Annotated in this window: 20 protein-coding genes; 14 read left to right on the top strand and 6 right to left on the bottom strand. The window is 60.0% G+C overall.

What is annotated here, in order from left to right:
• The first annotated feature begins 24 nt into the window (after nucleotides 1-24).
• Complete coding sequence (locus AC1Q6I_RS01305) at nucleotides 25-999, top strand: alpha/beta hydrolase family protein (RefSeq protein ID WP_102623872.1); 975 nt, start codon at nucleotides 25-27, stop codon at nucleotides 997-999.
• Nucleotides 1,000-1,140: 141 nt separating this feature from the next.
• On the opposite strand, the gene AC1Q6I_RS01300 is transcribed toward AC1Q6I_RS01305, so the two are convergent.
• Genes AC1Q6I_RS01300 through AC1Q6I_RS01290 form a run of 3 tightly spaced genes read right to left on the bottom strand, consistent with a single transcriptional unit; the run spans nucleotide 1,141 to nucleotide 3,606 of the window.
• A complete protein-coding gene (locus AC1Q6I_RS01300) occupies nucleotides 1,141-1,908 on the bottom strand; it encodes a TerB family tellurite resistance protein (RefSeq protein WP_024077712.1) in 768 nt (255 codons plus the stop codon).
• A gap of 1 nt (nucleotide 1,909) precedes the next feature.
• A complete protein-coding gene (gene murU, locus AC1Q6I_RS01295; RefSeq protein WP_024077713.1) occupies nucleotides 1,910-2,584 on the bottom strand; it encodes an N-acetylmuramate alpha-1-phosphate uridylyltransferase MurU in 675 nt (224 codons plus the stop codon).
• Nucleotides 2,581-3,606: an aminoglycoside phosphotransferase family protein gene (locus AC1Q6I_RS01290; RefSeq protein WP_102623873.1), complete on the bottom strand. Its 1,026-nt coding sequence runs from the start codon at nucleotides 3,604-3,606 to the stop codon at nucleotides 2,581-2,583. The genes murU and AC1Q6I_RS01290 overlap by 4 nt, the downstream gene beginning before the upstream one ends.
• A gap of 130 nt (nucleotides 3,607-3,736) precedes the next feature.
• Here AC1Q6I_RS01290 and AC1Q6I_RS01285 point away from each other — a divergent pair, with 130 nt between their 5' ends.
• The 11 genes from AC1Q6I_RS01285 to AC1Q6I_RS01235 all read left to right on the top strand — a co-directional run bounded on the left by AC1Q6I_RS01285 (nucleotide 3,737) and on the right by AC1Q6I_RS01235 (nucleotide 17,859).
• On the top strand, nucleotides 3,737-6,547 hold the full coding sequence (locus AC1Q6I_RS01285; RefSeq protein ID WP_102623874.1) for an LPS-assembly protein LptD: 2,811 nt from the start codon (nucleotides 3,737-3,739) through the stop codon (nucleotides 6,545-6,547).
• A complete protein-coding gene (locus AC1Q6I_RS01280) occupies nucleotides 6,522-7,862 on the top strand; it encodes a peptidylprolyl isomerase (RefSeq protein WP_024077716.1) in 1,341 nt (446 codons plus the stop codon). The genes AC1Q6I_RS01285 and AC1Q6I_RS01280 overlap by 26 nt, the downstream gene beginning before the upstream one ends.
• The gene (gene pdxA / locus AC1Q6I_RS01275; RefSeq protein ID WP_069077165.1) at nucleotides 7,859-8,848 is read left to right on the top strand and encodes a 4-hydroxythreonine-4-phosphate dehydrogenase PdxA; all 990 of its coding nucleotides are present in this window, start codon (nucleotides 7,859-7,861) and stop codon (nucleotides 8,846-8,848) included. Before AC1Q6I_RS01280 ends, pdxA begins: the two co-directional genes overlap by 4 nt.
• Nucleotides 8,845-9,657, top strand: a complete 813-nt coding sequence (rsmA, locus tag AC1Q6I_RS01270; RefSeq protein WP_024077718.1) for a 16S rRNA (adenine(1518)-N(6)/adenine(1519)-N(6))-dimethyltransferase RsmA — start codon at nucleotides 8,845-8,847, stop codon at nucleotides 9,655-9,657. Before pdxA ends, rsmA begins: the two co-directional genes overlap by 4 nt.
• A 160-nt stretch (nucleotides 9,658-9,817) precedes the next feature.
• Nucleotides 9,818-10,198 (top strand): Co2+/Mg2+ efflux protein ApaG, encoded by a 381-nt coding sequence (gene apaG, locus AC1Q6I_RS01265; RefSeq protein ID WP_024077719.1) that lies wholly within the window; start codon nucleotides 9,818-9,820, stop codon nucleotides 10,196-10,198.
• The gene (locus AC1Q6I_RS01260; RefSeq protein ID WP_102623876.1) at nucleotides 10,198-11,049 is read left to right on the top strand and encodes a symmetrical bis(5'-nucleosyl)-tetraphosphatase; all 852 of its coding nucleotides are present in this window, start codon (nucleotides 10,198-10,200) and stop codon (nucleotides 11,047-11,049) included. Before apaG ends, AC1Q6I_RS01260 begins: the two co-directional genes overlap by 1 nt.
• Nucleotides 11,050-11,078: 29 nt before the next feature.
• On the top strand, nucleotides 11,079-11,408 hold the full coding sequence (glpE, locus tag AC1Q6I_RS01255; protein ID WP_024077721.1) for a thiosulfate sulfurtransferase GlpE: 330 nt from the start codon (nucleotides 11,079-11,081) through the stop codon (nucleotides 11,406-11,408).
• Nucleotides 11,409-11,693: 285 nt separating this feature from the next.
• A complete protein-coding gene (locus tag AC1Q6I_RS01250) occupies nucleotides 11,694-13,616 on the top strand; it encodes a PrkA family serine protein kinase (protein WP_102623877.1) in 1,923 nt (640 codons plus the stop codon).
• 113 nt (nucleotides 13,617-13,729) lie between these two features.
• A complete protein-coding gene (locus tag AC1Q6I_RS01245; RefSeq protein ID WP_024077723.1) occupies nucleotides 13,730-15,001 on the top strand; it encodes a YeaH/YhbH family protein in 1,272 nt (423 codons plus the stop codon).
• Complete coding sequence (locus tag AC1Q6I_RS01240; RefSeq protein WP_024077724.1) at nucleotides 14,998-16,563, top strand: SpoVR family protein; 1,566 nt, start codon at nucleotides 14,998-15,000, stop codon at nucleotides 16,561-16,563. The genes AC1Q6I_RS01245 and AC1Q6I_RS01240 overlap by 4 nt, the downstream gene beginning before the upstream one ends.
• A 63-nt stretch (nucleotides 16,564-16,626) precedes the next feature.
• Nucleotides 16,627-17,859 (top strand): multifunctional CCA addition/repair protein, encoded by a 1,233-nt coding sequence (locus tag AC1Q6I_RS01235; RefSeq protein ID WP_069077162.1) that lies wholly within the window; start codon nucleotides 16,627-16,629, stop codon nucleotides 17,857-17,859.
• Nucleotides 17,860-17,927: 68 nt separating this feature from the next.
• On the opposite strand, the gene folK is transcribed toward AC1Q6I_RS01235, so the two are convergent.
• Both folK and folB read right to left on the bottom strand, forming a co-directional pair.
• Nucleotides 17,928-18,446: a 2-amino-4-hydroxy-6-hydroxymethyldihydropteridine diphosphokinase gene (gene folK / locus AC1Q6I_RS01230; protein ID WP_069077161.1), complete on the bottom strand. Its 519-nt coding sequence runs from the start codon at nucleotides 18,444-18,446 to the stop codon at nucleotides 17,928-17,930.
• The gene (gene folB / locus AC1Q6I_RS01225) at nucleotides 18,437-18,790 is read right to left on the bottom strand and encodes a dihydroneopterin aldolase (protein WP_015886183.1); all 354 of its coding nucleotides are present in this window, start codon (nucleotides 18,788-18,790) and stop codon (nucleotides 18,437-18,439) included. Before folB ends, folK begins: the two co-directional genes overlap by 10 nt.
• 72 nt (nucleotides 18,791-18,862) lie before the next feature.
• On the opposite strand from folB, the gene plsY reads away from it, so the two are divergent.
• Nucleotides 18,863-19,432 carry a glycerol-3-phosphate 1-O-acyltransferase PlsY gene (gene plsY / locus AC1Q6I_RS01220; RefSeq protein WP_024077727.1) on the top strand — a complete coding sequence of 190 codons (570 nt, stop codon included), beginning with the start codon at nucleotides 18,863-18,865 and terminating at the stop codon, nucleotides 19,430-19,432.
• A gap of 33 nt (nucleotides 19,433-19,465) precedes the next feature.
• Here plsY and tsaD read toward each other — a convergent pair whose 3' ends face one another.
• Complete coding sequence (gene tsaD / locus AC1Q6I_RS01215) at nucleotides 19,466-20,491, bottom strand: tRNA (adenosine(37)-N6)-threonylcarbamoyltransferase complex transferase subunit TsaD (protein WP_024077728.1); 1,026 nt, start codon at nucleotides 20,489-20,491, stop codon at nucleotides 19,466-19,468.
• Nucleotides 20,492-20,694: 203 nt separating this feature from the next.
• Between tsaD and rpsU the strand changes: the two genes are divergently transcribed.
• Entirely contained in the window at nucleotides 20,695-20,910 is a 216-nt protein-coding gene (rpsU, locus tag AC1Q6I_RS01210) for a 30S ribosomal protein S21 (RefSeq protein ID WP_002551877.1), read from the top strand.

Genomic DNA, 20,910 nt, shown 5'->3' with positions numbered 1-20,910 from the left:
ATCACTTCTGGCCGGGAAATAACGATGCCCCATCTCCACCGTTCGGCACTGCCAGCATTGTGCCTGTCGCTGCTATTTACCAGCGCCTTTTCTGTCCAGGCCGCCGATGCGCCTGCGCCACCAGCCGAAAAACCGGCTGAACGCCAACCCTTGCCTGAGCGTAGCCAGGAAGAAGCCAGCGCACTGGAACGGCAAATACCACGCGCCGAACAGCAACAGCTACAAGCCGGCAGCGACTCATTCCTGGCCTTGTGGAAACCGGCCAACAGCGCCGAACCCGAAGGTGTGGTGATTATCGTACCGGGCGCCGGGGAAAGTGCTGACTGGCCGCAAGCAATCGCACCATTGCGACGTAAATTGCCCGACGCCAACTGGGGCACCCTCAGCCTGTCGCTGCCGGACGTCAACATGGATACCCTGCCGCCCCGAGTGATCGAAGCGCCCAAGGCGACCGTCGACACCAGCAGCAAAGAAGGCAGCACGGCCGCCAAACCCATCGAACAGGCCGCCAGTGCCGAAGCCGAAGGAACCGATCCGGCAGTGGTGCCAGGCGCGGATGAACAGGAGAAGACTGACACCAAGCGCATCTTCGACCGCATCGACGCTGCGGTCGCCTTCGCCCAGACCCAAGGCGCGCGCAGCGTTGCACTGCTCGGGCATGGCACCGGCGCCTGGTGGGCAGCGCGCTACCTGAGCGAAAAACAACCGGCTCAAGTGCAAAAGCTGGTCATGGTCGCCGGCAAGACCCCGGCAGCTCGCCAGCCGGACCTGCAACAACTGGCCCCAGGCTTGAAAGTGCCGACGGCAGATGTCTTTTATCAAGACAGCGCCCAAGAACGCAAAAACGCGCAGGAGCGTAGCCAGACGGCCAAGCGTTCGAAGAATGACAGCTATAAGCAGGTGTCGCTCAAGACGCTGCCTGGCAACAGCGCCGCCGAGCAGGAACAGTTGTATCGCCGGATTCGCGGCTGGTTGAGCCCGCAGGCCAGCACTGACTGAGGATCAGCACAACAGCAATGTGGGAGGGGGCTTGCCCCCGATTGCGGTGGGTCAGCCATCGATGCATCTACTGACACGCCCTCATCGGGGGCAAGCCCCCTCCCACATCGGGTTGTGGTTATCCCCCGCAAATACCGGCAGCTAACGAAAATCCCGGCGCTCGCGAATCAACGCATACGCGTTATGCAATTCACGGGTGCGCTCGGTGGCCTCACGCACTTGCGCGGGGCTGGCACCGCTGCCGGCGATCTTGTCCGGGTGGTGACGACTGAGCAGGCGACGGTAGGCACGCTTGATCACCGATGGCTCGGTAGTGGAAGTCACCCCCAGAATCCGCAACGCCTCCTGATAGGCGCCACTGCGGCTAGCCAGCGGTTTACGTTCCGGCGCGTAGTCAGACGCCAGCGCCTGGAGCTGTTGCGGCGTCCACCCCAGCCACTTGCCCCACTGCTCGATCAGGTCGCGCTCGGCATCATCCGCCTTGCCGTCCGCCCAGGCCATGCGCCAGCAAGCCCGTAACACACCCTCCGCCGCATGGGGCTGCGCCTTGAGGAGGCGCAAGTAGGTGCGCACCCGATCAGAACCCGACTTGCCACGATTGAAGGCCATGATCGCTCGGCGTTGGGCCGGCTCGCTCATGTCCAGTGAACGCATTTCCTGCCGTGCCTGCTGGATATGCCCATCTACCACCCGACCATTGCTCTTGGCCAGGCGCCCCAACAGCACAAACAGCAGTTCGTCATTGCGCAACGCCGGGCGACCGCCCAGGCGCTCGCGCAATTGTGCCCAGCTTTGCAGTTGCAGGCGGCGGTCCAGCGCCTGCCCCAGTAATGCGCCCAACAAGGCCCCCGGAATACTGGCAATGGCAAAGCCAGCCCCGGCGCCGATCAGCGTCCCTGGCCACAACATCCTATTGCCCCGCTTTCAGCAGGGTTTCGACCTGCGCCAGACGCTCCAGCGTACCGACATCAATCCAGCGTCCCGTCATCTTTTCCCCCGTTACCAGACCTTTCGCCATGGCCTCCCGCAACAGCGGCGCCAGCTTGAAGGCACCCGCACTGCAACCCGCGAACAACTGGGGGTCGAGCACTGAAATGCCACTGAAGGTCAGGTTATCGGCACCGGGCGCCGCATCATGAAGCACGCCCTGATGCAGATAGAAATCCCCACCCGATGGGTGATGCGCCGGGTTGTCGACCATCACCAAATGGGCCAGGCCCCGCAGCGGTTGCCGCAGGCGGGTAAAGTCGTAGTCGGTCCAGATATCGCCATTGACCACCAGAAAGGGTTCATCGCCTAGCAACGGCAATGCCTGGAAGATCCCGCCCCCCGTTTCCAGCGGCTCGCCTTCAGCGGAATAACGAATGCGCACGCCAAACTGCGCGCCGTCGCCCAGGTAACGTTCGATCTGCTCGCCGAGCCACGCGTGGTTGATCACGATATCGGTGAAGCCGGCCTTGGCCAGCGCTTCCAGGTGATATTCGATCAAGCGCTTGTCGCCCGCCTGCACCAACGGCTTGGGCGTGTGCAACGTGAGCGGACGCATCCGTTCGCCTTTGCCTGCCGCCAGGATCATTGCTTTCATACCCGCGCCTCGGCGGGTTGACGCAGGCTGGCGAGCAGGTCACCCAGTTCGCTCAGCTCCGCTCGGTCCGCCAGCACCGCTTCTATATAGGCGAAGAAGCGTGGCACATCGGCCAGGTAGCGTGGCTTGCCATCACGATGGCAGATACGCGCAAAAATGCCGATGACCTTGAGATGGCGCTGCACACCCATCAGGTCGCTGGCGCGCAGGAAGTCGTCGAAATCCGCCTGTACCGGGATGCCCAGTTTTCCAGCACGTTCCCAGTAGCCGCGTTGCCATTCACGCACGCGGGCCTGGGGCCAACTGAGGAACGCGTCCTTGAACAGGCAGGTGATGTCGTAGGTCACCGGGCCGTAGACCGCGTCCTGGAAGTCCAGTACGCCGGGGTTGGGCTGGCTGATCATCAGGTTGCGCGGCATATAGTCGCGGTGCACCAGCACCTTGGGCTGGGCCAGGGCGCTGTCGATCAGATGTTCGCTGACACGTTGCCAGAGGGCCTGTTGCCGGGTATCGAACTCGATACCCAAGTGCCGGCGCACGTACCACTCAGGAAACAATTCCAGCTCGCGACGCAGCAGGGCGACGTCATAGCTGGGCAGCGGCGTGTCCATCGGCAACTGCTGGAAAGCCAGCAAGGCGTCGATGGCGTCGGCGAACAATTGATCGGCATTTTGCTCGTCAATCACGTCCAGGTAGGTGTTTCTGCCCAGGTCATTGAGCAAAAGAAAGCCTCGCGGCAAATCTTCTGCGTAAATTTTCGGAACATTAATTCCCGATTTCGCGAGTAAATGAGCGATATCGACGAAAGGTTTGCAGTTTTCCTGGGGGGGTGGCGCGTCCATTACCACGAACGTCCGGCCACCGCCTTCCCAGCGGAAGTAGCGCCTGAAACTTGCGTCGCTGCTGGCCGCGGTCAATGTGGCCGGGGGTACCGGGCCCCAGTCCTGGGCATTGAAAAGGATCGGCAACTGCTCATCCAGCCAGACTTCCAGCTGTTGTAAACGTAGATCTTGCTCGGGCATTACAAGGGTCTCCGACGGCGCTAGCCGTCAAGCGGGGCATGCTTTATTATCACGCATCTTTTTCAGACCATCGAGAGGCGTGCGGCCCAAACCGCGGGCAGATGGCACGCAGGAAGCCCGGACTAATAAGATGGCATTGAAATCCCCCGCGTTTCGTAGAAAATTTCCGTTGCTGGTAACCGGCAGTCTGCTGGCCATGCAACCTTTCGCCACCTCATTCGTGGTCGCCGCGGAACAGTATGACTGCTCAGTCTCTGCTTCGGGTGCCTGGGATTGCGCGCCGAAAACCGCCGCCACCCCATTACCACCGCGCCCGGTGCATGACGGTGCAGCCGTCAGCTCGGCCAACAGCACGGCGCAAGCCGATGCGGGTGGCAACGCCGAGGCCGAACCGAAAACCGCTCTGGTTACCGAATCCAAGGGCCGTGGCCTGCGCTCGCGCAGCGCCGACTACAGCCACCTGGACTGGGTACCTCGCGAGAAGCTGACCGCAGCCCAGTTGGCCGAAACCGGGCCTTATTGCGCCGGCGCGTACATCGAGCCGACTCGCCCCGGCATGAACGACAAGACGAACAAGAGCGATGCGCCGACCTTCATCGGCGCCAAGGCCTCTCGTTACGAGCAGGAGTCGCAGGTCGCGACCCTGGCCGGTGACGTCGTCATGCGCCAGGGCAGCATGCAGCTCGAGTCCCAGGAAGCCAGCCTGTATCAGGCCGAGAACCGTGGCGAGCTGAACGGTAACGTCCGTTTGCGCGACAATGGCGCGCTGATCGTCGGTGACCACGCGCAAGTGCAGCTGGACACCGGTGCCGCACAAATCGATAACGCCGAGTACGTACTGCACAAGTCGCGCATCCGCGGTAACGCGCTGTACGCCAAGCGTGCCGAAAACGCGATCATCCGTCTCAAGGACGGTACGTACACCACATGCGAACCAGACAGCAATGCCTGGCAGCTCAAGGGCAACAACATCACGTTGAACCCGGCCACCGGTTTCGGTACGGCGACCAACGCGACGTTGCGGATCAAGAACATCCCGATCCTCTACACCCCTTATATCTACTTCCCGATCGACAACCGTCGTCAATCCGGCTTCCTGCCGCCGAGCTTCAGCACGGGCAGTGAAACCGGCTTCACCCTGGTTACGCCGTACTACTTCAACCTGGCACCGAACTACGACGCCACGTTGTACCCGCAATACATGACCAAGCGCGGCATGTTGATGGAAGGCGAATTCCGCTACCTCACCAAATCCAGCGAAGGCCAGTTCGGCGGCGCGTACCTGAACGACGACAACGACGAGCGCAAAAAGCAGACCGACTACGAAAAAACCCGCTACATGCTCAACTGGCAGCATAAGGGCGGGCTGGATTCGCGTGTACTGACCCAGGTCGACTACACCCAAATCAGCGACCCTTACTACTTCCAGGACCTGAAGGCTTACCAGGAAGGTGTAGAGAGCCGCGATTACGTCAACCAGCAGGGCTCCGTGACCTATCGCGGCGACTCCTACCAGGCACGCCTGAACCTCCAGGCCTACCAACTGGCGACGATCTCCCAGATCACCCCGTATGACCGGCTGCCGCAGATCACCTTCAATGGCCAGCTGCCATACCATCCGGGTGGCCTGAACTTCAGCTACGAAACCGAAGCCGTGCGCTTTGAGCGGAACCTGGAGAACGGCACCTTTACCGACGAGAACGGCCTGGTATCGCCGCGCCTGGACACCTACGTCAGGGGGCTGACCCGTGCAAACGGTACGCGCCTGAACGTTGCTCCCGCCGTCGAATACCCGATGAACTGGACCTACGGCTTTGTGACGCCGAAGCTCAAGTACGTCTACACCAAATACGACCTGGACCTGGACAGCATCGGCAAGAACCAGATCATTGCCGATCAAAATGCAGCAACGGCGGCCAACCCATACGCAGGGGGTAACTTCAAGAGCTCCCAGGATCGCGCAATCCCCGTCGCCAGCGTCGACAGCGGCCTGTACTTCGACCGCAACACCAACTGGTTCGGCAAGGATTATCGCCAGACCCTGGAGCCGCGTGCGTTCTACCTGTACGTACCGAACAAGGACCAGAGTGACATCCCGGTCTTTGATACCAGCGAGTACTCGTTCAGCTACGCCTCGCTGTTCCGCGACAACCGCTTCAGCGGCTCTGACCGGATCGGTGACGAGAACAAGCTGTCCCTGGGACTGACCAGCCGCTGGATCGAAGATAACGGTTTCGAACGCCAGCGCGTATCCGTAGGCCAGGCGGTGTACTTCAAGGATCGTGAAGTCCAGTTGCCAGGTATCCTGGCGGCCGACCGCGCCGATGCTCAATCGGATGTCTCGCCAATCGCCCTGGACTACGAGTTCCGCTTCAACCGCGACTGGCGCGCCACTGCCGACTACAACTGGGACACCGAGGAACACAGTCCTCGTTCCGGCAGCGCGATGCTTCACTACCAGCCGGAAGACAACCCGAACAAGATCATCAACGTTGGTTATCGCTATCGTAACGACCAGGTCGTCTACAACCAGCTGACCGGCAAATGGCAGTTCGGTGGTGACTACGGCACTCCGGGCCAAGAGAACTTCGTGAAGGATTACTACAAAATCCAACAACACGACTTCTCGATGATGTGGCCGATCGTTCCGCAGTGGAACCTGATTACCCGCTGGCAGTATGACTATGCCCGCAACCGTACCCTGGAAGCCTTCGGTGGTTTCGAGTACGACAACTGCTGCTGGAAACTTCGCGTCATCAACCGTTACTGGGTTTCCAACGACGAATACAGCCAGATCGCCCCGCTTAACGAAAAGGGTGACCACGGGCTCTTCCTCCAGATCGTCCTCAAAGGACTCGGCGGCCTGACCGGCGCCAAGGTAGAGAGCTTCCTCGACAAAGGCATTGAAGGTTATCGTGAACGTGAAGACCAAGCTTTCTGATTGTCTGCGCCCGCTAGTGCTGGGCGCGCTGTTCCTCGGTACCGCATCGGCCCACGCTGCGGTTCAACAGCTGGATAAAGTAGTGGCCATCGTCGATAACGACGTGATCATGCAGAGCCAACTGGACCAACGGGTCAAGGAAGTTCAGCAGACCATCGCCAAGCGTGGCGGTGGTGTGCCACCTACCAGCGTCCTGGACCAACAGGTGCTGGAACGCCTGATCGTTGAAAACCTGCAATTGCAGATCGGCGATCGTTCCGGCATCCGTATTTCGGATGAAGAGCTGAACCAGGCCGTTGGCACCATCGCTCAGCGCAACAACATGAGCATTGACCAGTTCCGTGCCGCCCTGGCCCACGACGGCCTGTCCTACGAGGACGCCCGTGACCAGATCCGCCGCGAGATGATCATCAGCCGCGTGCGTCAGCGCCGTGTGGCCGAGCGGGTCCAGGTCTCCGAGCAGGAGGTGAAAAACTTCCTGGCTTCGGACCTGGGCAAGATGCAGCTTTCCGAAGAACTGCACCTGGCCAACATCCTGATCCCGACCCCGGACAGCGCCAACGCCGAGCAGCTCAATGCAGCAGCGGCAAAAACCCAGGCGATCTACGATCGCCTGAAAGCCGGTGCTGACTTCGCTCAAATGGCTATTGCCCAGTCCGGCAGCGACAACGCCCTCGAAGGCGGTGACATGGGCTGGCGTAAAGCCGCTCAACTGCCACCACCATTCGACCGGGAACTGAGCGCCATGGAAGTGGGTGGCATTACCCAGCCAGCCCGTACCCCTGGTGGTTTCATCATCCTCAAGTTGCTGGAACGTCGTGGCGGCGAGACCTCGCTGAAAGACGAAGTCCATGTTCGTCATATCCTGGTCAAACCGAGCGAAATCCGCACCGAAGCGCAAACCAAGGAACTGGCCCAGAAGATCTATGACCGCATCGAAAGCGGTGAAGACTTCGCCACCCTGGCCAAAAGCTTCTCGGAAGACCCGGGTTCGGCCCTCAACGGCGGCGACCTGAACTGGATCGACCCGAAGGCACTGGTGCCTGAGTTCCAGGACGTCATGGCCAAGACCCCGCAAGGCGTTCTGTCCAAGCCATTCAAGACTCAATACGGCTGGCATGTACTGGAAGTCCTTGGCCGCCGCGCCACCGACAACACCAGCCAGGCCCGCGAGCAACAAGCGTTGACCGTACTGCGTAACCGCAAGTACGACGAAGAGCTGCAAACCTGGTTGCGTCAGATCCGTGACGAAGCCTACGTAGAAAACAAGCTGCCAGGCGCCGAGCAAACAGGCACCAACCAGGCAACCCAGTGAAACCCCAGCGTTTCGCGGTGACACCCGGCGAGCCGGCCGGCATTGGTCCAGACCTGTGCCTGCTGCTCGCCTCACAAGCCCAGCCACACCCCCTGATTGCCATTACCAGCCGTGACCTGCTCCTTGAGCGAGCCACGCAGCTGGGTGTGGCTGTCAATCTGCTGGACGTTGCGCCGAATCATTGGCCAGACCTGCCAGCGCCGGCGGGCAGCCTTTATGTTTGGGATACCCCACTGCACGCCAAGGTGGTTGCCGGGCAACTGGACAAGGCCAACGCGGCCTTTGTGCTGGAAACCCTGACCCGCGCCGGGCAAGGCTGCATCGACGGCGACTTCGCCGGCATGATCACCGCACCGGTGCACAAGGGCGTGATCAATGAATCGGGTATCGCCTTTTCCGGGCATACCGAATTCCTTGCCGAACTGACCCACACCGCCCAAGTCGTGATGATGCTGGCCACACGCGGCCTGCGCGTCGCCCTGGTAACCACGCACCTGCCACTGCGCGATGTTGCCGACGCCATCACCGTCGAGCGCCTGGAGCGCGTGACGCGCATCCTGCACGCCGACCTGCAACAGAAATTCGGCATTGCCCAACCGCGCATCCTTGTCTGCGGGCTCAACCCCCACGCGGGCGAAGGCGGCCACCTGGGCCATGAAGAAATCGACATCATCGAACCCACCCTGGAGCGTCTGCGCCAAGAAGGCATGGACCTGCGCGGCCCACTGCCTGCAGATACTCTATTTACCCCCAAATATCTGGAGCACTGCGACGCAGTGCTGGCGATGTACCACGACCAGGGGCTGCCGGTGCTCAAATACAAAGGCTTCGGCGCCGCCGTCAACGTGACACTGGGCCTGCCGATCATCCGTACCTCCGTCGACCATGGCACCGCCCTGGACCTGGCGGGCAGCGGCAAGATCGACACCGGCAGCCTGCATGTGGCCCTGGAAACAGCCTATCAGATGGCCGAGACCCGTATATGACCGAGCATTACCAACACCGGGCGCGCAAGCGCTTCGGGCAAAACTTCCTGCACGACGCTGGCGTGATCGACCGTATCCTGCGCTCCATCCATGCCAAGCCTGAAGACCGTCTGCTGGAAATCGGCCCGGGCCAGGGCGCCCTGACCCAAGGCCTGTTGGCCAGCGGAGGTCAACTGGACGTGGTCGAACTGGACAAGGACCTGATCCCGATCCTCAACCAGCAGTTTGCCGACAAACCCAACTTCAACCTGCATCAGGGCGATGCGCTGAAGTTCGACTTCAACACCCTGAACGCGGCGCCCAACAGCCTGCGGGTAGTGGGTAACCTGCCGTACAACATCTCCACACCGCTGATTTTTCACCTGCTCAACAACGCCGGGATCATCCGCGACATGCACTTCATGCTGCAAAAGGAAGTGGTGGAACGCCTGGCTGCCGGCCCTGGCGGTGGTGATTGGGGTCGCCTGTCGATCATGGTGCAGTACCACTGCCGCGTCGAACACCTGTTCAACGTCGGCCCTGGCGCATTCAACCCGCCACCGAAGGTCGACTCGGCCATCGTGCGCCTGGTGCCTCACGCCGTACTGCCGCACCCGGCAAAGGATCACAAATTGCTGGAGCGCGTGGTGCGTGAAGCGTTCAACCAGCGTCGCAAGACCTTGCGCAACACGCTGAAGGCCCTGCTGAGCAACGCTGAAATCGAAGCCGCCGGCGTCGACGGCAGCCTGCGCCCCGAGCAACTGGACCTGGCTGCCTTCGTGCGCCTCGCAGACCAACTGGCCATCCAGCCTGCCCCCGCGGTGGAATAAACACCAGGAGCCAGTTTGCCAGCGATGGCGTGCTCGTCATTGCTATCGCCGGCAAGCCGGCTCCTGCCGGGCCAGACAGCATGTCTGGCCTAGTGCCCACCTCATGGCCTAGACTGATCCGCATCTGCTGTCCTCCGCTTTTGCTTTTAAGGCCTCTTGCATGTCCGATCCTCGCTACCAGATCGACGTCAGCGTCGTCACCCGCTTCCTGGCGGACCAATCGCAACCTGAACAGAACCGCTTCGCCTTTGCCTACACCATCACGGTGAAAAACAATGGGCTGGTGCCGGCCAAACTGCTGTCTCGCCATTGGGTGATCACTGACGGTGACGGCCAAGTCGAAGAAGTGCGCGGCGCCGGCGTCGTCGGCCAGCAGCCATTGATCGATATCGGCGCCAGTCATACCTACAGCAGCGGCACGGTGATGACCTCCAAGGTGGGCACCATGCAAGGCTCGTATCAGATGAAGGCCACTGATGGCCAACTGTTCGACGCAATCATCAAGCCTTTTCGCCTGGCGGTGCCCGGAGCCTTGCACTGATGGCGACGTACGCGGTCGGCGATCTGCAAGGCTGCCTGGAGCCCCTCCAATGCCTGCTCGAACGCGTGGCCTTCGACCCAGCAAAAGATCGCCTTTGGCTCGTTGGCGACCTCGTCAACCGTGGCCCGCAGTCCCTCGACACCCTACGCTACCTCTATCGCCTGCGTGACTCGCTGGTGTGCGTATTGGGCAATCACGACCTGCACCTGCTGGCGGTCGGCAATAATATCGAGCGCCTGAAAAAGGGCGATACGCTGCGCGAGATCCTCGAAGCGCCGGACCGGGGCGAACTGCTGGATTGGCTTCGCCAGCAGAAAATCATGCATTACGACGAAAGCCGTGACATGGCCCTGGTCCACGCCGGTATCCCGCCCCAGTGGACACTGAAAAAGGCCCTCAAGTGCGCCGCCGAGGTCGAAAGCGCCCTGGCCGATGACAGCCTGTACACCGCCTACCTCGACGGCATGTACGGCAACGAACCGGTCAAATGGGACAACGACCTCACCGGCGTGGCCCGCCTGCGAGTGATCACCAACTACTTCACGCGCATGCGCTTCTGCACCGCCGAAGGCAAGTTGGACCTCAAGAGCAAGGAAGGCGCCGACACCGCGCTGCCCGGCTACAAACCCTGGTTCGCCCATAAGGACCGCAAGACCCGCGACACGAAGATTATCTTTGGTCACTGGGCGGTCCTCGAAGGCAAGTGCGACGAACCTGGTGTATTCGCCCTCGACACCGGCTGTGTGTGGGGTGGCGCCATGACCATTATGAACATCGACACCGGCGAGCGCCTGAGCTGCCAGTGCCCCTCCCCCCTTCCCGCTACACTGCCGGCTGCCGCCAAGCGCTAGACGCAGCAGCCATGCCCAAGGAGCCCGCCATGAGCGAATTCAAACGTATCTCTCCCGAACAAGCCCAGGTCCTGCGCGAACAAGGCGCGGTGGTGGTGGATATTCGTGATCCGCAGACTTACGCCCTGAACCACATCAAAGACGCCCGTCATCTGGACAACCACAACATTGCCGATTTCATCCGCGCCGCCGACCTCGACGCGCCGGTGATCGTGGCCTGCTACCACGGCAACTCCAGCCAGAGCGCGGCCGCCTACCTGATCAGCCAGGGTTTCTCCGACGTCTATAGCCTGGACGGCGGCTTTGAGCTGTGGCGTACGACGTATCCTGCAGAAATTTCTTCATCCGATTCGCAATAATTTTTTTCACACCCCGCTACCCCCCGTGATGCTTGGGCTAGCGCCGTTTCTGACGAACGGCGCAGCCAAACTAATTGTGCATCGCACCTTGACCTCCCGGATTCCGAACTATCCTTAAGCGCAGGCCATCCGAATCAGGGGAGAGCCGGTACACCGGCGTGCGGGTCATCGGTAGCGTTTCAGGGTGTTCTGGGGGGAAAACAGCCATTGGCGTCCGTCAATGTCTGCCAGCATCGACTGATTGATCCGGCGTCGGCTCCACGTATCGAGCGAGGTGACGACGTCATGAGTATTTTTAGCCACTTCCAACAACGCTTCGCATCCACACAGCAGGAAGAACTCACGCTTCAAGAGTATCTCGAGCTGTGCAAACAGGATCGCAGCACCTACGCGTCTGCCGCCGAACGCCTGCTGCTGGCGATTGGCGAGCCGGAGCTGGTAGACACCTCCAACAATTCGCGCCTGTCGCGAATATTCTCCAACAAGGTGATCCGTCGCTACCCGGCCTTTGAGGACTTCCATGGAATGGAAGAATGCATTGACCAGATCGTCTCCTACTTCCGCCATGCCGCCCAAGGCCTGGAGGAGAAGAAACAGATCCTCTACCTGCTCGGCCCGGTTGGCGGCGGTAAATCGTCCCTGGCTGAAAAGCTCAAACAACTGATTGAGAAAGTGCCCTTCTATGCGATCAACGGCTCGCCGGTCTTCGAATCGCCCCTGGGCCTGTTCAACGCCACGGAAGATGGCGCGATCCTCGAAGAGGATTTCGGCATTCCCCGGCGCTACCTCAACACCATCATGTCGCCCTGGGCCACCAAGCGGCTGGCCGAGTTTGGCGGTGATATCAGCCAGTTCCGCGTAGTGAAACTCTACCCGTCGATCCTCAACCAGATCGGCGTGGCCAAGACTGAACCGGGCGATGAGAACAACCAGGACATTTCAGCACTGGTGGGTAAGGTCGATATCCGCAAACTGGAGGAATTCCCGCAGAACGATGCCGACGCCTACAGCTACTCCGGCGCGCTGTGCCGGGCCAACCAGGGCCTGATGGAATTCGTGGAGATGTTCAAGGCGCCGATCAAGGTGCTGCACCCACTGCTCACAGCGACCCAGGAAGGCAACTACAACAGTACTGAAGGCCTGGGTGCGATTCCGTTTACCGGGATCCTGCTGGCCCACTCCAACGAATCGGAATGGCACACCTTCCGCAACAACAAGAACAACGAAGCCTTCATCGACCGGATCTACATCGTCAAGGTGCCGTACTGCCTGCGCGTCAGTGACGAAATCAAGATCTACGACAAGTTGCTGTTCAACAGCTCCCTGGCCAAGGCGCATTGCGCACCTGACACCTTGAAGATGCTTGCCCAGTTCACCGTGCTGTCGCGCCTCAAGGAGCCGGAAAACTCGAATATCTACTCGAAGATGCGGGTGTACGACGGCGAAAACCTCAAGGACACCGACCCCAAGGCCAAGTCGATCCAGGAATATCGCGACACGGCGGGAGTGGATGAGGGCATGAACGGCCTGTCGACGCGCTTTGCGTTCAAGATCCTGTCCAAAGTCTTCAACTTCGACCCGCATGAAATCGCCGCCAACCCGGTGCACCTGCTCTATGTGCTGGAGCAGCAGATCGAACAGGAGCAATTCCAGGCAGAAACCCGCGAACGCTACCTGCGCTTCCTCAAGGAATACCTCGCACCACGCTACATCGAGTTTATCGGCAAGGAAATCCAGACCGCTTACCTGGAGTCCTACAGCGAGTACGGCCAGAACATCTTCGACCGCTACGTGTTGTACGCAGACTTCTGGATCCAGGACCAGGAATACCGCGACCCGGAAACCGGCGAAATCCTCAACCGTGTCGCCCTCAACGAGGAACTGGAAAAAATCGAGAAACCGGCGGGCATCAGCAATCCGAAGGATTTCCGCAACGAAATCGTCAACTTCGTATTGCGCGCACGAGCGAACAACAACGGCAAGAACCCCACCTGGCTCAGCTACGAGAAGTTGCGGGTGGTCATCGAGAAGAAAATGTTCTCCAACACCGAGGATCTGCTGCCGGTCATCAGCTTCAACGCCAAGGCCAGCAAGGAGGACCAGCAAAAACACAACGACTTCGTCACACGCATGGTCGAGCGTGGCTACACCGACAAACAAGTACGGCTACTCTCCGAGTGGTATTTGCGAGTTCGCAAATCGCAGTAAGGCAGCGGCAAGCGTGCGCTGCCAGGCATTTGGCCTGGCAGCTGACCGCTTGTCTCTAAGCTTCCAGCTCGCGGCTTGAAGCTTGTAACGTGAAGCTGCCCGGAGGGCTCCCCATGAGCTATGTGATCGACCGACGCCTCAATGGCAAGAACAAAAGCACGGTAAACCGCCAACGTTTCCTGCGGCGTTACCGTGACCACATCAAAAAGGCCGTTGAAGAGGCCGTCAGCCGCCGCTCCATCACCGACATGGAGCACGGCGAGCAAATCAGCATTCCCGGACGGGACATCGACGAACCGGTGCTGCACCATGGCCGGGGCGGCAAACAAACCGTGGTGCACCCCGGCAACAAGGAATTCACCACTGGCGAACATATCCAACGACCCCAGGGCGGCGGCGGGGGCAAAGGCCCAGGCAAGGCGGGTAACTCCGGCGAGGGCATGGACGAGTTCGTGTTCCAGATCACCCAGGAAGAATTCCTCGAATTCATGTTCGAGGACCTGGAGCTACCCAACCTGGTCAAGCGCAACCTGACCGGTACCGACACCTACAAAACGGTGCGCGCGGGGATCAGCAACGAAGGCAATCCGTCCCGTATCAACATCATCCGCACCCTTCGCTCAGCCCATGCAAGGCGTATCGCCCTATCGGGAAGCAGCCGCGCCAAGCTGAGAGAGGCCAAGGAAGAGTTGGCACGCTTGAAGCGCGAAGAACCGGATAACTTCGGCGATATCCAGGAAATTGAAGTTGAAATCGAGAAACTCAGCGCGCGGATCCACCGGGTGCCGTTCCTGGACACCTTCGACTTGAAATACAACCTGTTGGTCAAGCAGCCCAACCCCAGCTCCAAAGCCGTGATGTTCTGCCTGATGGACGTGTCCGGCTCGATGACCCAGGCCACCAAGGACATTGCCAAGCGCTTTTTCATCCTGCTGTACCTGTTCCTCAAGCGGAACTACGACAAGATCGACGTGGTGTTTATCCGCCATCACACCAGCGCCCGAGAAGTGGACGAAGAGGAGTTCTTCTACTCGCGGGAAACCGGCGGCACTATCGTTTCCAGCGCCTTGAAACTGATGCAGGAGATCATGGCCGAGCGCTACCCCGCCAACGAGTGGAACATCTATGCCGCGCAAGCCTCGGACGGTGACAACTGGAACGATGACTCGCCCATCTGCCGCGACATCCTGATCAACCAGATCATGCCGTTCGTGCAGTACTACACTTATGTTGAGATCACCCCCCGTGAGCATCAGGCGCTGTGGTTCGAATACGAGCGCATCGGCGAAGCCTTTGCCGACACATTCGCCCAGCAGCAACTGGTCTCGGCCGGCGATATCTACCCGGTCTTCCGTGAACTCTTCCAGCGCAGGTTAGTGACATGACCGCCAAAAAAGAGCAAAAACGCCAACCTATCTCCACGGGGTCTGAGTGGACCTTTGAACTGATCCAGGCCTATGACCGGGAAATCAGCCGTATCGCGGCCGGTTATGCCCTGGACACCTACCCCAACCAGATCGAAGTGATCACCGCTGAACAGATGATGGACGCCTATGCCTCGGTGGGCATGCCGCTGGGTTATCACCACTGGTCCTATGGCAAGCACTTCCTCAGCACTGAAAAGTCCTATAGCCGCGGGCAGATGGGCCTGGCCTACGAAATCGTCATCAACTCCGACCCGTGCATCGCCTACCTGATGGAAGAAAACACCATCTGCATGCAGGCACTGGTGGTGGCTCACGCCTGCTATGGACATAACAGCTTTTTCAAGGGTAACTACCTGTTCCGCACCTGGACCGATGCCAGCTCGATCATCGATTACCTGGTGTTCGCCAAGCAGTACATCATGCAATGCGAGGAACGCCATGGCATCGACGCGGTGGAAGACCTGCTCGACTCCTGCCATGCCCTGATGAACTATGGGGTCGACCGCTACAAACGACCCTATCCGATTTCGGCCGAGGAAGAGCGCCTGCGCCAGAAGGAGCGCGAGGAGCACCTGCAGAAGCAGATCAATGACCTGTGGCGCACTATTCCCAAACGCGCGGGCAAGAACAGTGACAAGGATAATGCACGCTTCCCCGTCGAACCCCAGGAAAACATCCTGTACTTCCTAGAAAAACACGCACCGCTACTGGAGCCTTGGCAACGGGAAATCGTGCGCATCGTGCGCAAGATCGCCCAGTACTTTTATCCACAACGCCAGACCCAGGTGATGAACGAAGGCTGGGCGACATTCTGGCACTACACGTTGATGAACGACCTGTACGACGAAGGCCTGGTCACCGACGGCTTCATGATGGAGTTCCTCACTTCCCATACCAGCGTGGTATTCCAACCCGGCTTCGACAGCCCGTATTACAGCGGCATCAACCCCTATGCCCTGGGCTTTGCCATGTACCGCGACATCCGGCGCATGTGCGAGCACCCCACCGAGGAAGACCGTCGCTGGTTCCCGGAAATCGCCGGCAGCGATTGGCTGTCGACCATCAAGTTCGCCATGAGCAGCTTCAAGGATGAAAGTTTCATCCTGCAGTACCTGTCACCCAAGGTCATTCGCGACCTCAAGCTGTTCAGCATTCTGGATGACGACCTCAAGGATGACCTGGTGGTGCCGGCCATTCACGACGAACCAGGCTACCGCATCATCCGGGAAACCCTGGCGGCGCAGTACAACCTGGGCAACCGCGAGCCGAACATCCAGATCTACAGCATCGACGTACGCGGCGATCGCTCGCTGACCCTGCGTCATCAGCAGCACGACCGCAAACCCTTGGGGGAATCCACCGAGGAGGTGCTCAAGCATCTGCACCGGCTATGGGGGTTCGATATCCACCTGGAAACCTTGCAGGGTGATCAGGTGATGAAAACCCACCATGTCCCCCCACGCAGCGATCACAACGACAACGACTACGGCCGCCTGGACCTCGCCGTCGTCCATCTCTGAAACAGCAAAGCCTCCATTGGCCAGGCACAGGCGGTATCCTGTGGCGCTAATGGAGGCTTTTTCATGAAAATCTACAAAGTCGGTGGCGCCGTGCGCGACCGCCTGCTGGGCATCAAGGTCACCGATATCGATCGCGTCGTCGTCGGCGCGACCACCGACGAGATGCTTGCCAAAGGCTACAAACCGGTGGGCGCGGACTTCCCGGTATTCCTGGACCCAAAAAACGGCGACGAATACGCCCTCGCCCGCACGGAACGCAAAAGTGGTCGTGGGTATGGCGGGTTTGTGTTTCACGCCAGCCCTGAAGTCACCCTGGAAGAAGACCTGATCCGTCGCGACCTGACCATCAACGCGATGGCCGAAGACGACGACGGCACCCTGACCGATCCATATCACGGCCAACGCGATCTTGAAGCGCGCATTTTGCGTCACGTTTCCCCGGCGTTCGCCGAAGATCCTTTGCGTGTACTTCGCGTTGCGCGGTTTGCCGCACGTTACGCCCACCTGGGTTTCACGGTCGCTCCCGAGACCCTGGAGCTGATGCGCCAACTCAGCGAATCCGGTGAACTGGAGGCCCTGACCCCGGAGCGCAGCTGGAAAGAAATCTCCAGGGCACTGATGGAAGATCAGCCCCAAGTGTTTATCCAGGTACTGCGTGACTGCGATGCGCTGAAAACCTTGATGCCGGAAGTCGACGCACTGTTCGGCGTACCACAGCCCGAAGCCCATCACCCCGAAATCGACACCGGCGTGCACACCTTGAGCGTGTTGGAGCAGGCCGCCCTGCATCAGCAGCCGCTGACCGTGCGCTGGGCCTGCTTGCTGCACGACCTGGGCAAGGGCCTGACGCCTGTGGATAAGTTACCGCAGCATATCGCTCATGAGCATCGAGGCCTGGAACTGATCAAGGCCGTCAATGAGCGCTTCAAAGTACCGAGGGATTGCCAGGAATTGGCGTTGCTGGTGGGCCAATATCACACCCATGGCCACCGCGCGCTGGAGCTGAAAGCGTCAACGCTGCTGGAGTTACTGCAGAGTTTTGACGTCTACCGCAGGCCACAGCGTTTTGAAGAGTTTGTAGTCGCCTGCGAAATGGATGCCCGGGGCCGCAAGGGGCTGGAGCAAAGAAGTTATCCACAAGCGGATTACTTGCGCGGTGCGGCGAAGGCAGCGCGCGAAGTTGCCGTTGCGCCACTGCTTGAGAAAGGTTTCAAAGGCCCGGAGTTGGGCGAGGCACTCAAGCGCGAACGGCTCAAGACACTCAAAGCCTACAAGGAACAACACAAACCCTTGTAGGAGCCTTGCTCGCGAAGAACGTCAACGATAACGCAACGCTCTCGGTTTTTTCGCGAGCACGCTCGCGCCTACAAGAGCGCGTCCGGGGTGAGTTGCTGGCCCTGCCATTCAAACCCGACAGGCGCCAGCACCTGGTCGATCTGAGCATCACGCCAGAGTGCAGCCATCGTCTTGCCCGCTTCAGGATGCACACGATCGGGCGCCATCAACGACAGCGGCCACAGCACGAAGGCGTTTTTCAGGATTTCTGCCCGTGGCAGGATCAAGCCATCAAAGTTGCCCACCAAGTCGCCGTACAGCAGCACGTCGATATCCAGCGGTAGCCCTTTGCGGTCTGGTGCATAACGACCGTTGTCGGCCTCGATGAATTTAAGCCGGCGATCCAACTCCATCAACGGCAGGTCGGTATAGGCCGACACCACGAGATTGAAGAACGGTCCGCTCTTGATGCCCACGGGCTGGCTTTCGAACACAGCCGAACAGCGCACATCCGTCAAGAAGCTCGCCAGCGCGTCAAGACCCGCGCGCAGGTGGGCTTCGCGCTCAATATTGCTGCCAAGGCCGAGATAAACCTGAGTTAGCGACATCCGCGCTCGATCTCCACGCCCACGCCCTTTGCGGCCGGTACGGCACCCGGTTTGGTCAACTTGAGGTGCAGCCAGGGAATCTGGAATTCACTCATCAGCACTTCGGCCAGCCGCTCGGCGAACGTCTCCACCAACTGGTACTGAGACTGTTCGGCAAAGGCCTGGATGCGGGCAGATACGCTGGCGTAATCCAAAGCCAGGGTCAGGTCGTCACCGGCAGCGGCTGGGCGATTGTCCCACGCGAAGCTCAGGTCCAGGCGCAAGCATTGACGGATCCCGCGCTCCCAGTCGTAGGCCCCAATCACGGTGTCGACTTCCAGGCCTTCGATAAACACTCTGTCCAAGCTCTTCTCCGCAGCACGACAAGGGCGCAATGCCCCGTTAGAATCAGGGCGTCCTCGCCCGGAATAGTTAGCATGTTTTGGTCACTGGCGATTTTCGCCTACCTGCTTGGCTCGCTGTCCTTCGCCATTTTGCTCAGCCGCCTGACGGGCAATCCCGACCCGCGAATGAGTGGTTCAGGCAATGCCGGCGCTACCAACATGTTGCGCCTGGCCGGCAAGAAACTCGCCGTACTCACCCTGCTGGGCGACGTCTGCAAAGGCCTGTTACCCGTACTGATCGCCAGCCTGGCCGGCCTTACCCTGCAACAGCAGGCCTGGATCGGCGTGTGCGCCGTCCTCGGCCACCTGTTCCCGTTGTACTTCCGCTTTCGCGGTGGCAAAGGTGTCGCCACGGCGGCCGGCATGCTGCTGGGGATTTACCCACCGGCGGCGCTGCTGGCCGTGCTCGCCTGGCTGCTGACGTTCTACTTGACCCGCACCAGCTCGTTGGCCGCACTGATCGCCACCCCGCTCACCCTGCCCTTGCTGGCCTGGCAGGAACCGGCTGCATTGCTGCCGATGAGTGTGTTGACACTGTTGATTGTCTGGCGTCACCGCGGCAATTTACGCGACCTGTTTGCCGGGCGCGAACGGCATTTTTAAAATCGCCCGATAAGCCCGGCTCACATCGCGCCATTACAACGGCGACAACTGCTCCATCGGCCAGCGCGCCTGCACGCTGATCGCCAGGCTTTCATGCTGCCCGGCCTGCAGGCGCTGGCAACCGGCATAGGCGATCATCGCGCCATTGTCGGTGCAGAACTCAGGGCGCGCGTAGAACACATCACCCTTCATGTCTCCAAGCATTTTTTCCAGCGAGGTGCGCAAGGCCTTGTTGGCGCTGACGCCCCCTGCAATCACCAGGCGCTTCATGCCGGCCTGTTTCAGGGCGCGCTTGCACTTGATGGTCAAAGTCTCCACCACGGCCTGCTGGAATGCCAGCGCGATGTCGCAACGGGCTTGCTCACTGTCGTCCCCGGCGCTGACGCTTTGCTGCCAGGTATTGAGCGCGGAGGTTTTCAAGCCGCTGAAGCTGAACATCAGGCCCGGCCGATCGCACATTGGGCGCGGGAAGGTATAACGACCCTGGATGCCTTTTTCTGCAAGACGGGCGATTTCCGGACCACCGGGATAATTGAGCCCCATCATCTTCGCGGTCTTGTCGAAGGCTTCGCCGGCGGCGTCGTCCAGGGACTCGCCCAACAGCGTGTATTGACCGATGCCATCGACCTGAACCAGCTGCGTATGGCCGCCCGAAACCAACAAAGCGACGAACGGGAACTGCGGCGGTGTTTTTTCCAGCATCGGCGCCAATAAATGGCCTTCCATATGATGCACACCCAGGGCAGGAATACCCCAGGCAAAAGCCAGCGCCTGGGCGCAAGAAGCCCCAACCAGAAGGGCTCCAACCAATCCAGGGCCGGCGGTATAGGCAATGGCATCGATCTCGGTGGGCACGCAACCGGCTTCATCCAGCACCTGGCGAATCAACGGCAGCATGCGCTTGACGTGATCACGGCTGGCAAGCTCGGGCACCACGCCGCCATAGGCGCGGTGCAGGTCGATCTGACTGAACAGCGCATCGGCCAAAAGCCCGCGTTCACTGTCGTAAAGTGCGACACCGGTTTCGTCGCAGGAGGTTTCAAGTCCCAGTACTAGCATGGGTTTGCGCCTTGTAGAGGCTGAATTCGAAGGCGCGCATAATAGTCGCCACTCCCCCTCCCGACTAGCGGTTTTCGATCAGAGGCTTTGCATTCCGGGCAATGAGGGGTTAACATCCGCAACCCTTAAAAACCGACGACCTCAGCCGCGAATTTTTTGCGACGAGAACGTTGATTCCCGGTAATGAAAGAAGGTAGCTCTGGATGCCAGCCGTCAAAGTAAAAGAGAACGAACCCTTCGACGTAGCTCTGCGTCGTTTCAAGCGCTCCTGCGAAAAAGCCGGTGTTCTGGCTGAAGTTCGTAGCCGCGAATTTTATGAGAAGCCAACTTCTGAGCGTAAGCGCAAAGCAGCAGCCGCTGTTAAGCGTCACGCCAAGAAAGTTCAGCGCGAACAGCGCCGCGCCGTTCGTCTGTACTAA

The sequence above is a fragment of the Pseudomonas sp. MPR-R2A5 genome (assembly GCF_058793055.1).
This window is presented reverse-complemented; position numbering and strand designations above follow the sequence as displayed.

What these genes read in the sequence shown, in the direction of transcription:
- AC1Q6I_RS01305 (WP_102623872.1), top strand. Translation starts at nt 25, where the DNA reads ATGCCCCATCTCCACCGTTCGGCACTGCCAGCATTGTGCCTGTCGCTG.
- AC1Q6I_RS01300 (WP_024077712.1), bottom strand. Translation starts at nt 1,908, where the DNA reads ATGTTGTGGCCAGGGACGCTGATCGGCGCCGGGGCTGGCTTTGCCATT.
- murU (WP_024077713.1), bottom strand. Translation starts at nt 2,584, where the DNA reads ATGAAAGCAATGATCCTGGCGGCAGGCAAAGGCGAACGGATGCGTCCG.
- AC1Q6I_RS01290 (WP_102623873.1), bottom strand. Translation starts at nt 3,606, where the DNA reads ATGCCCGAGCAAGATCTACGTTTACAACAGCTGGAAGTCTGGCTGGAT.
- AC1Q6I_RS01285 (WP_102623874.1), top strand. Translation starts at nt 3,737, where the DNA reads ATGGCATTGAAATCCCCCGCGTTTCGTAGAAAATTTCCGTTGCTGGTA.
- rsmA (WP_024077718.1), top strand. Translation starts at nt 8,845, where the DNA reads ATGACCGAGCATTACCAACACCGGGCGCGCAAGCGCTTCGGGCAAAAC.
- apaG (WP_024077719.1), top strand. Translation starts at nt 9,818, where the DNA reads ATGTCCGATCCTCGCTACCAGATCGACGTCAGCGTCGTCACCCGCTTC.
- AC1Q6I_RS01260 (WP_102623876.1), top strand. Translation starts at nt 10,198, where the DNA reads ATGGCGACGTACGCGGTCGGCGATCTGCAAGGCTGCCTGGAGCCCCTC.
- glpE (WP_024077721.1), top strand. Translation starts at nt 11,079, where the DNA reads ATGAGCGAATTCAAACGTATCTCTCCCGAACAAGCCCAGGTCCTGCGC.
- AC1Q6I_RS01250 (WP_102623877.1), top strand. Translation starts at nt 11,694, where the DNA reads ATGAGTATTTTTAGCCACTTCCAACAACGCTTCGCATCCACACAGCAG.
- AC1Q6I_RS01245 (WP_024077723.1), top strand. Translation starts at nt 13,730, where the DNA reads ATGAGCTATGTGATCGACCGACGCCTCAATGGCAAGAACAAAAGCACG.
- AC1Q6I_RS01240 (WP_024077724.1), top strand. Translation starts at nt 14,998, where the DNA reads ATGACCGCCAAAAAAGAGCAAAAACGCCAACCTATCTCCACGGGGTCT.
- AC1Q6I_RS01235 (WP_069077162.1), top strand. Translation starts at nt 16,627, where the DNA reads ATGAAAATCTACAAAGTCGGTGGCGCCGTGCGCGACCGCCTGCTGGGC.
- folK (WP_069077161.1), bottom strand. Translation starts at nt 18,446, where the DNA reads ATGTCGCTAACTCAGGTTTATCTCGGCCTTGGCAGCAATATTGAGCGC.
- plsY (WP_024077727.1), top strand. Translation starts at nt 18,863, where the DNA reads ATGTTTTGGTCACTGGCGATTTTCGCCTACCTGCTTGGCTCGCTGTCC.
- tsaD (WP_024077728.1), bottom strand. Translation starts at nt 20,491, where the DNA reads ATGCTAGTACTGGGACTTGAAACCTCCTGCGACGAAACCGGTGTCGCA.
- rpsU (WP_002551877.1), top strand. Translation starts at nt 20,695, where the DNA reads ATGCCAGCCGTCAAAGTAAAAGAGAACGAACCCTTCGACGTAGCTCTG.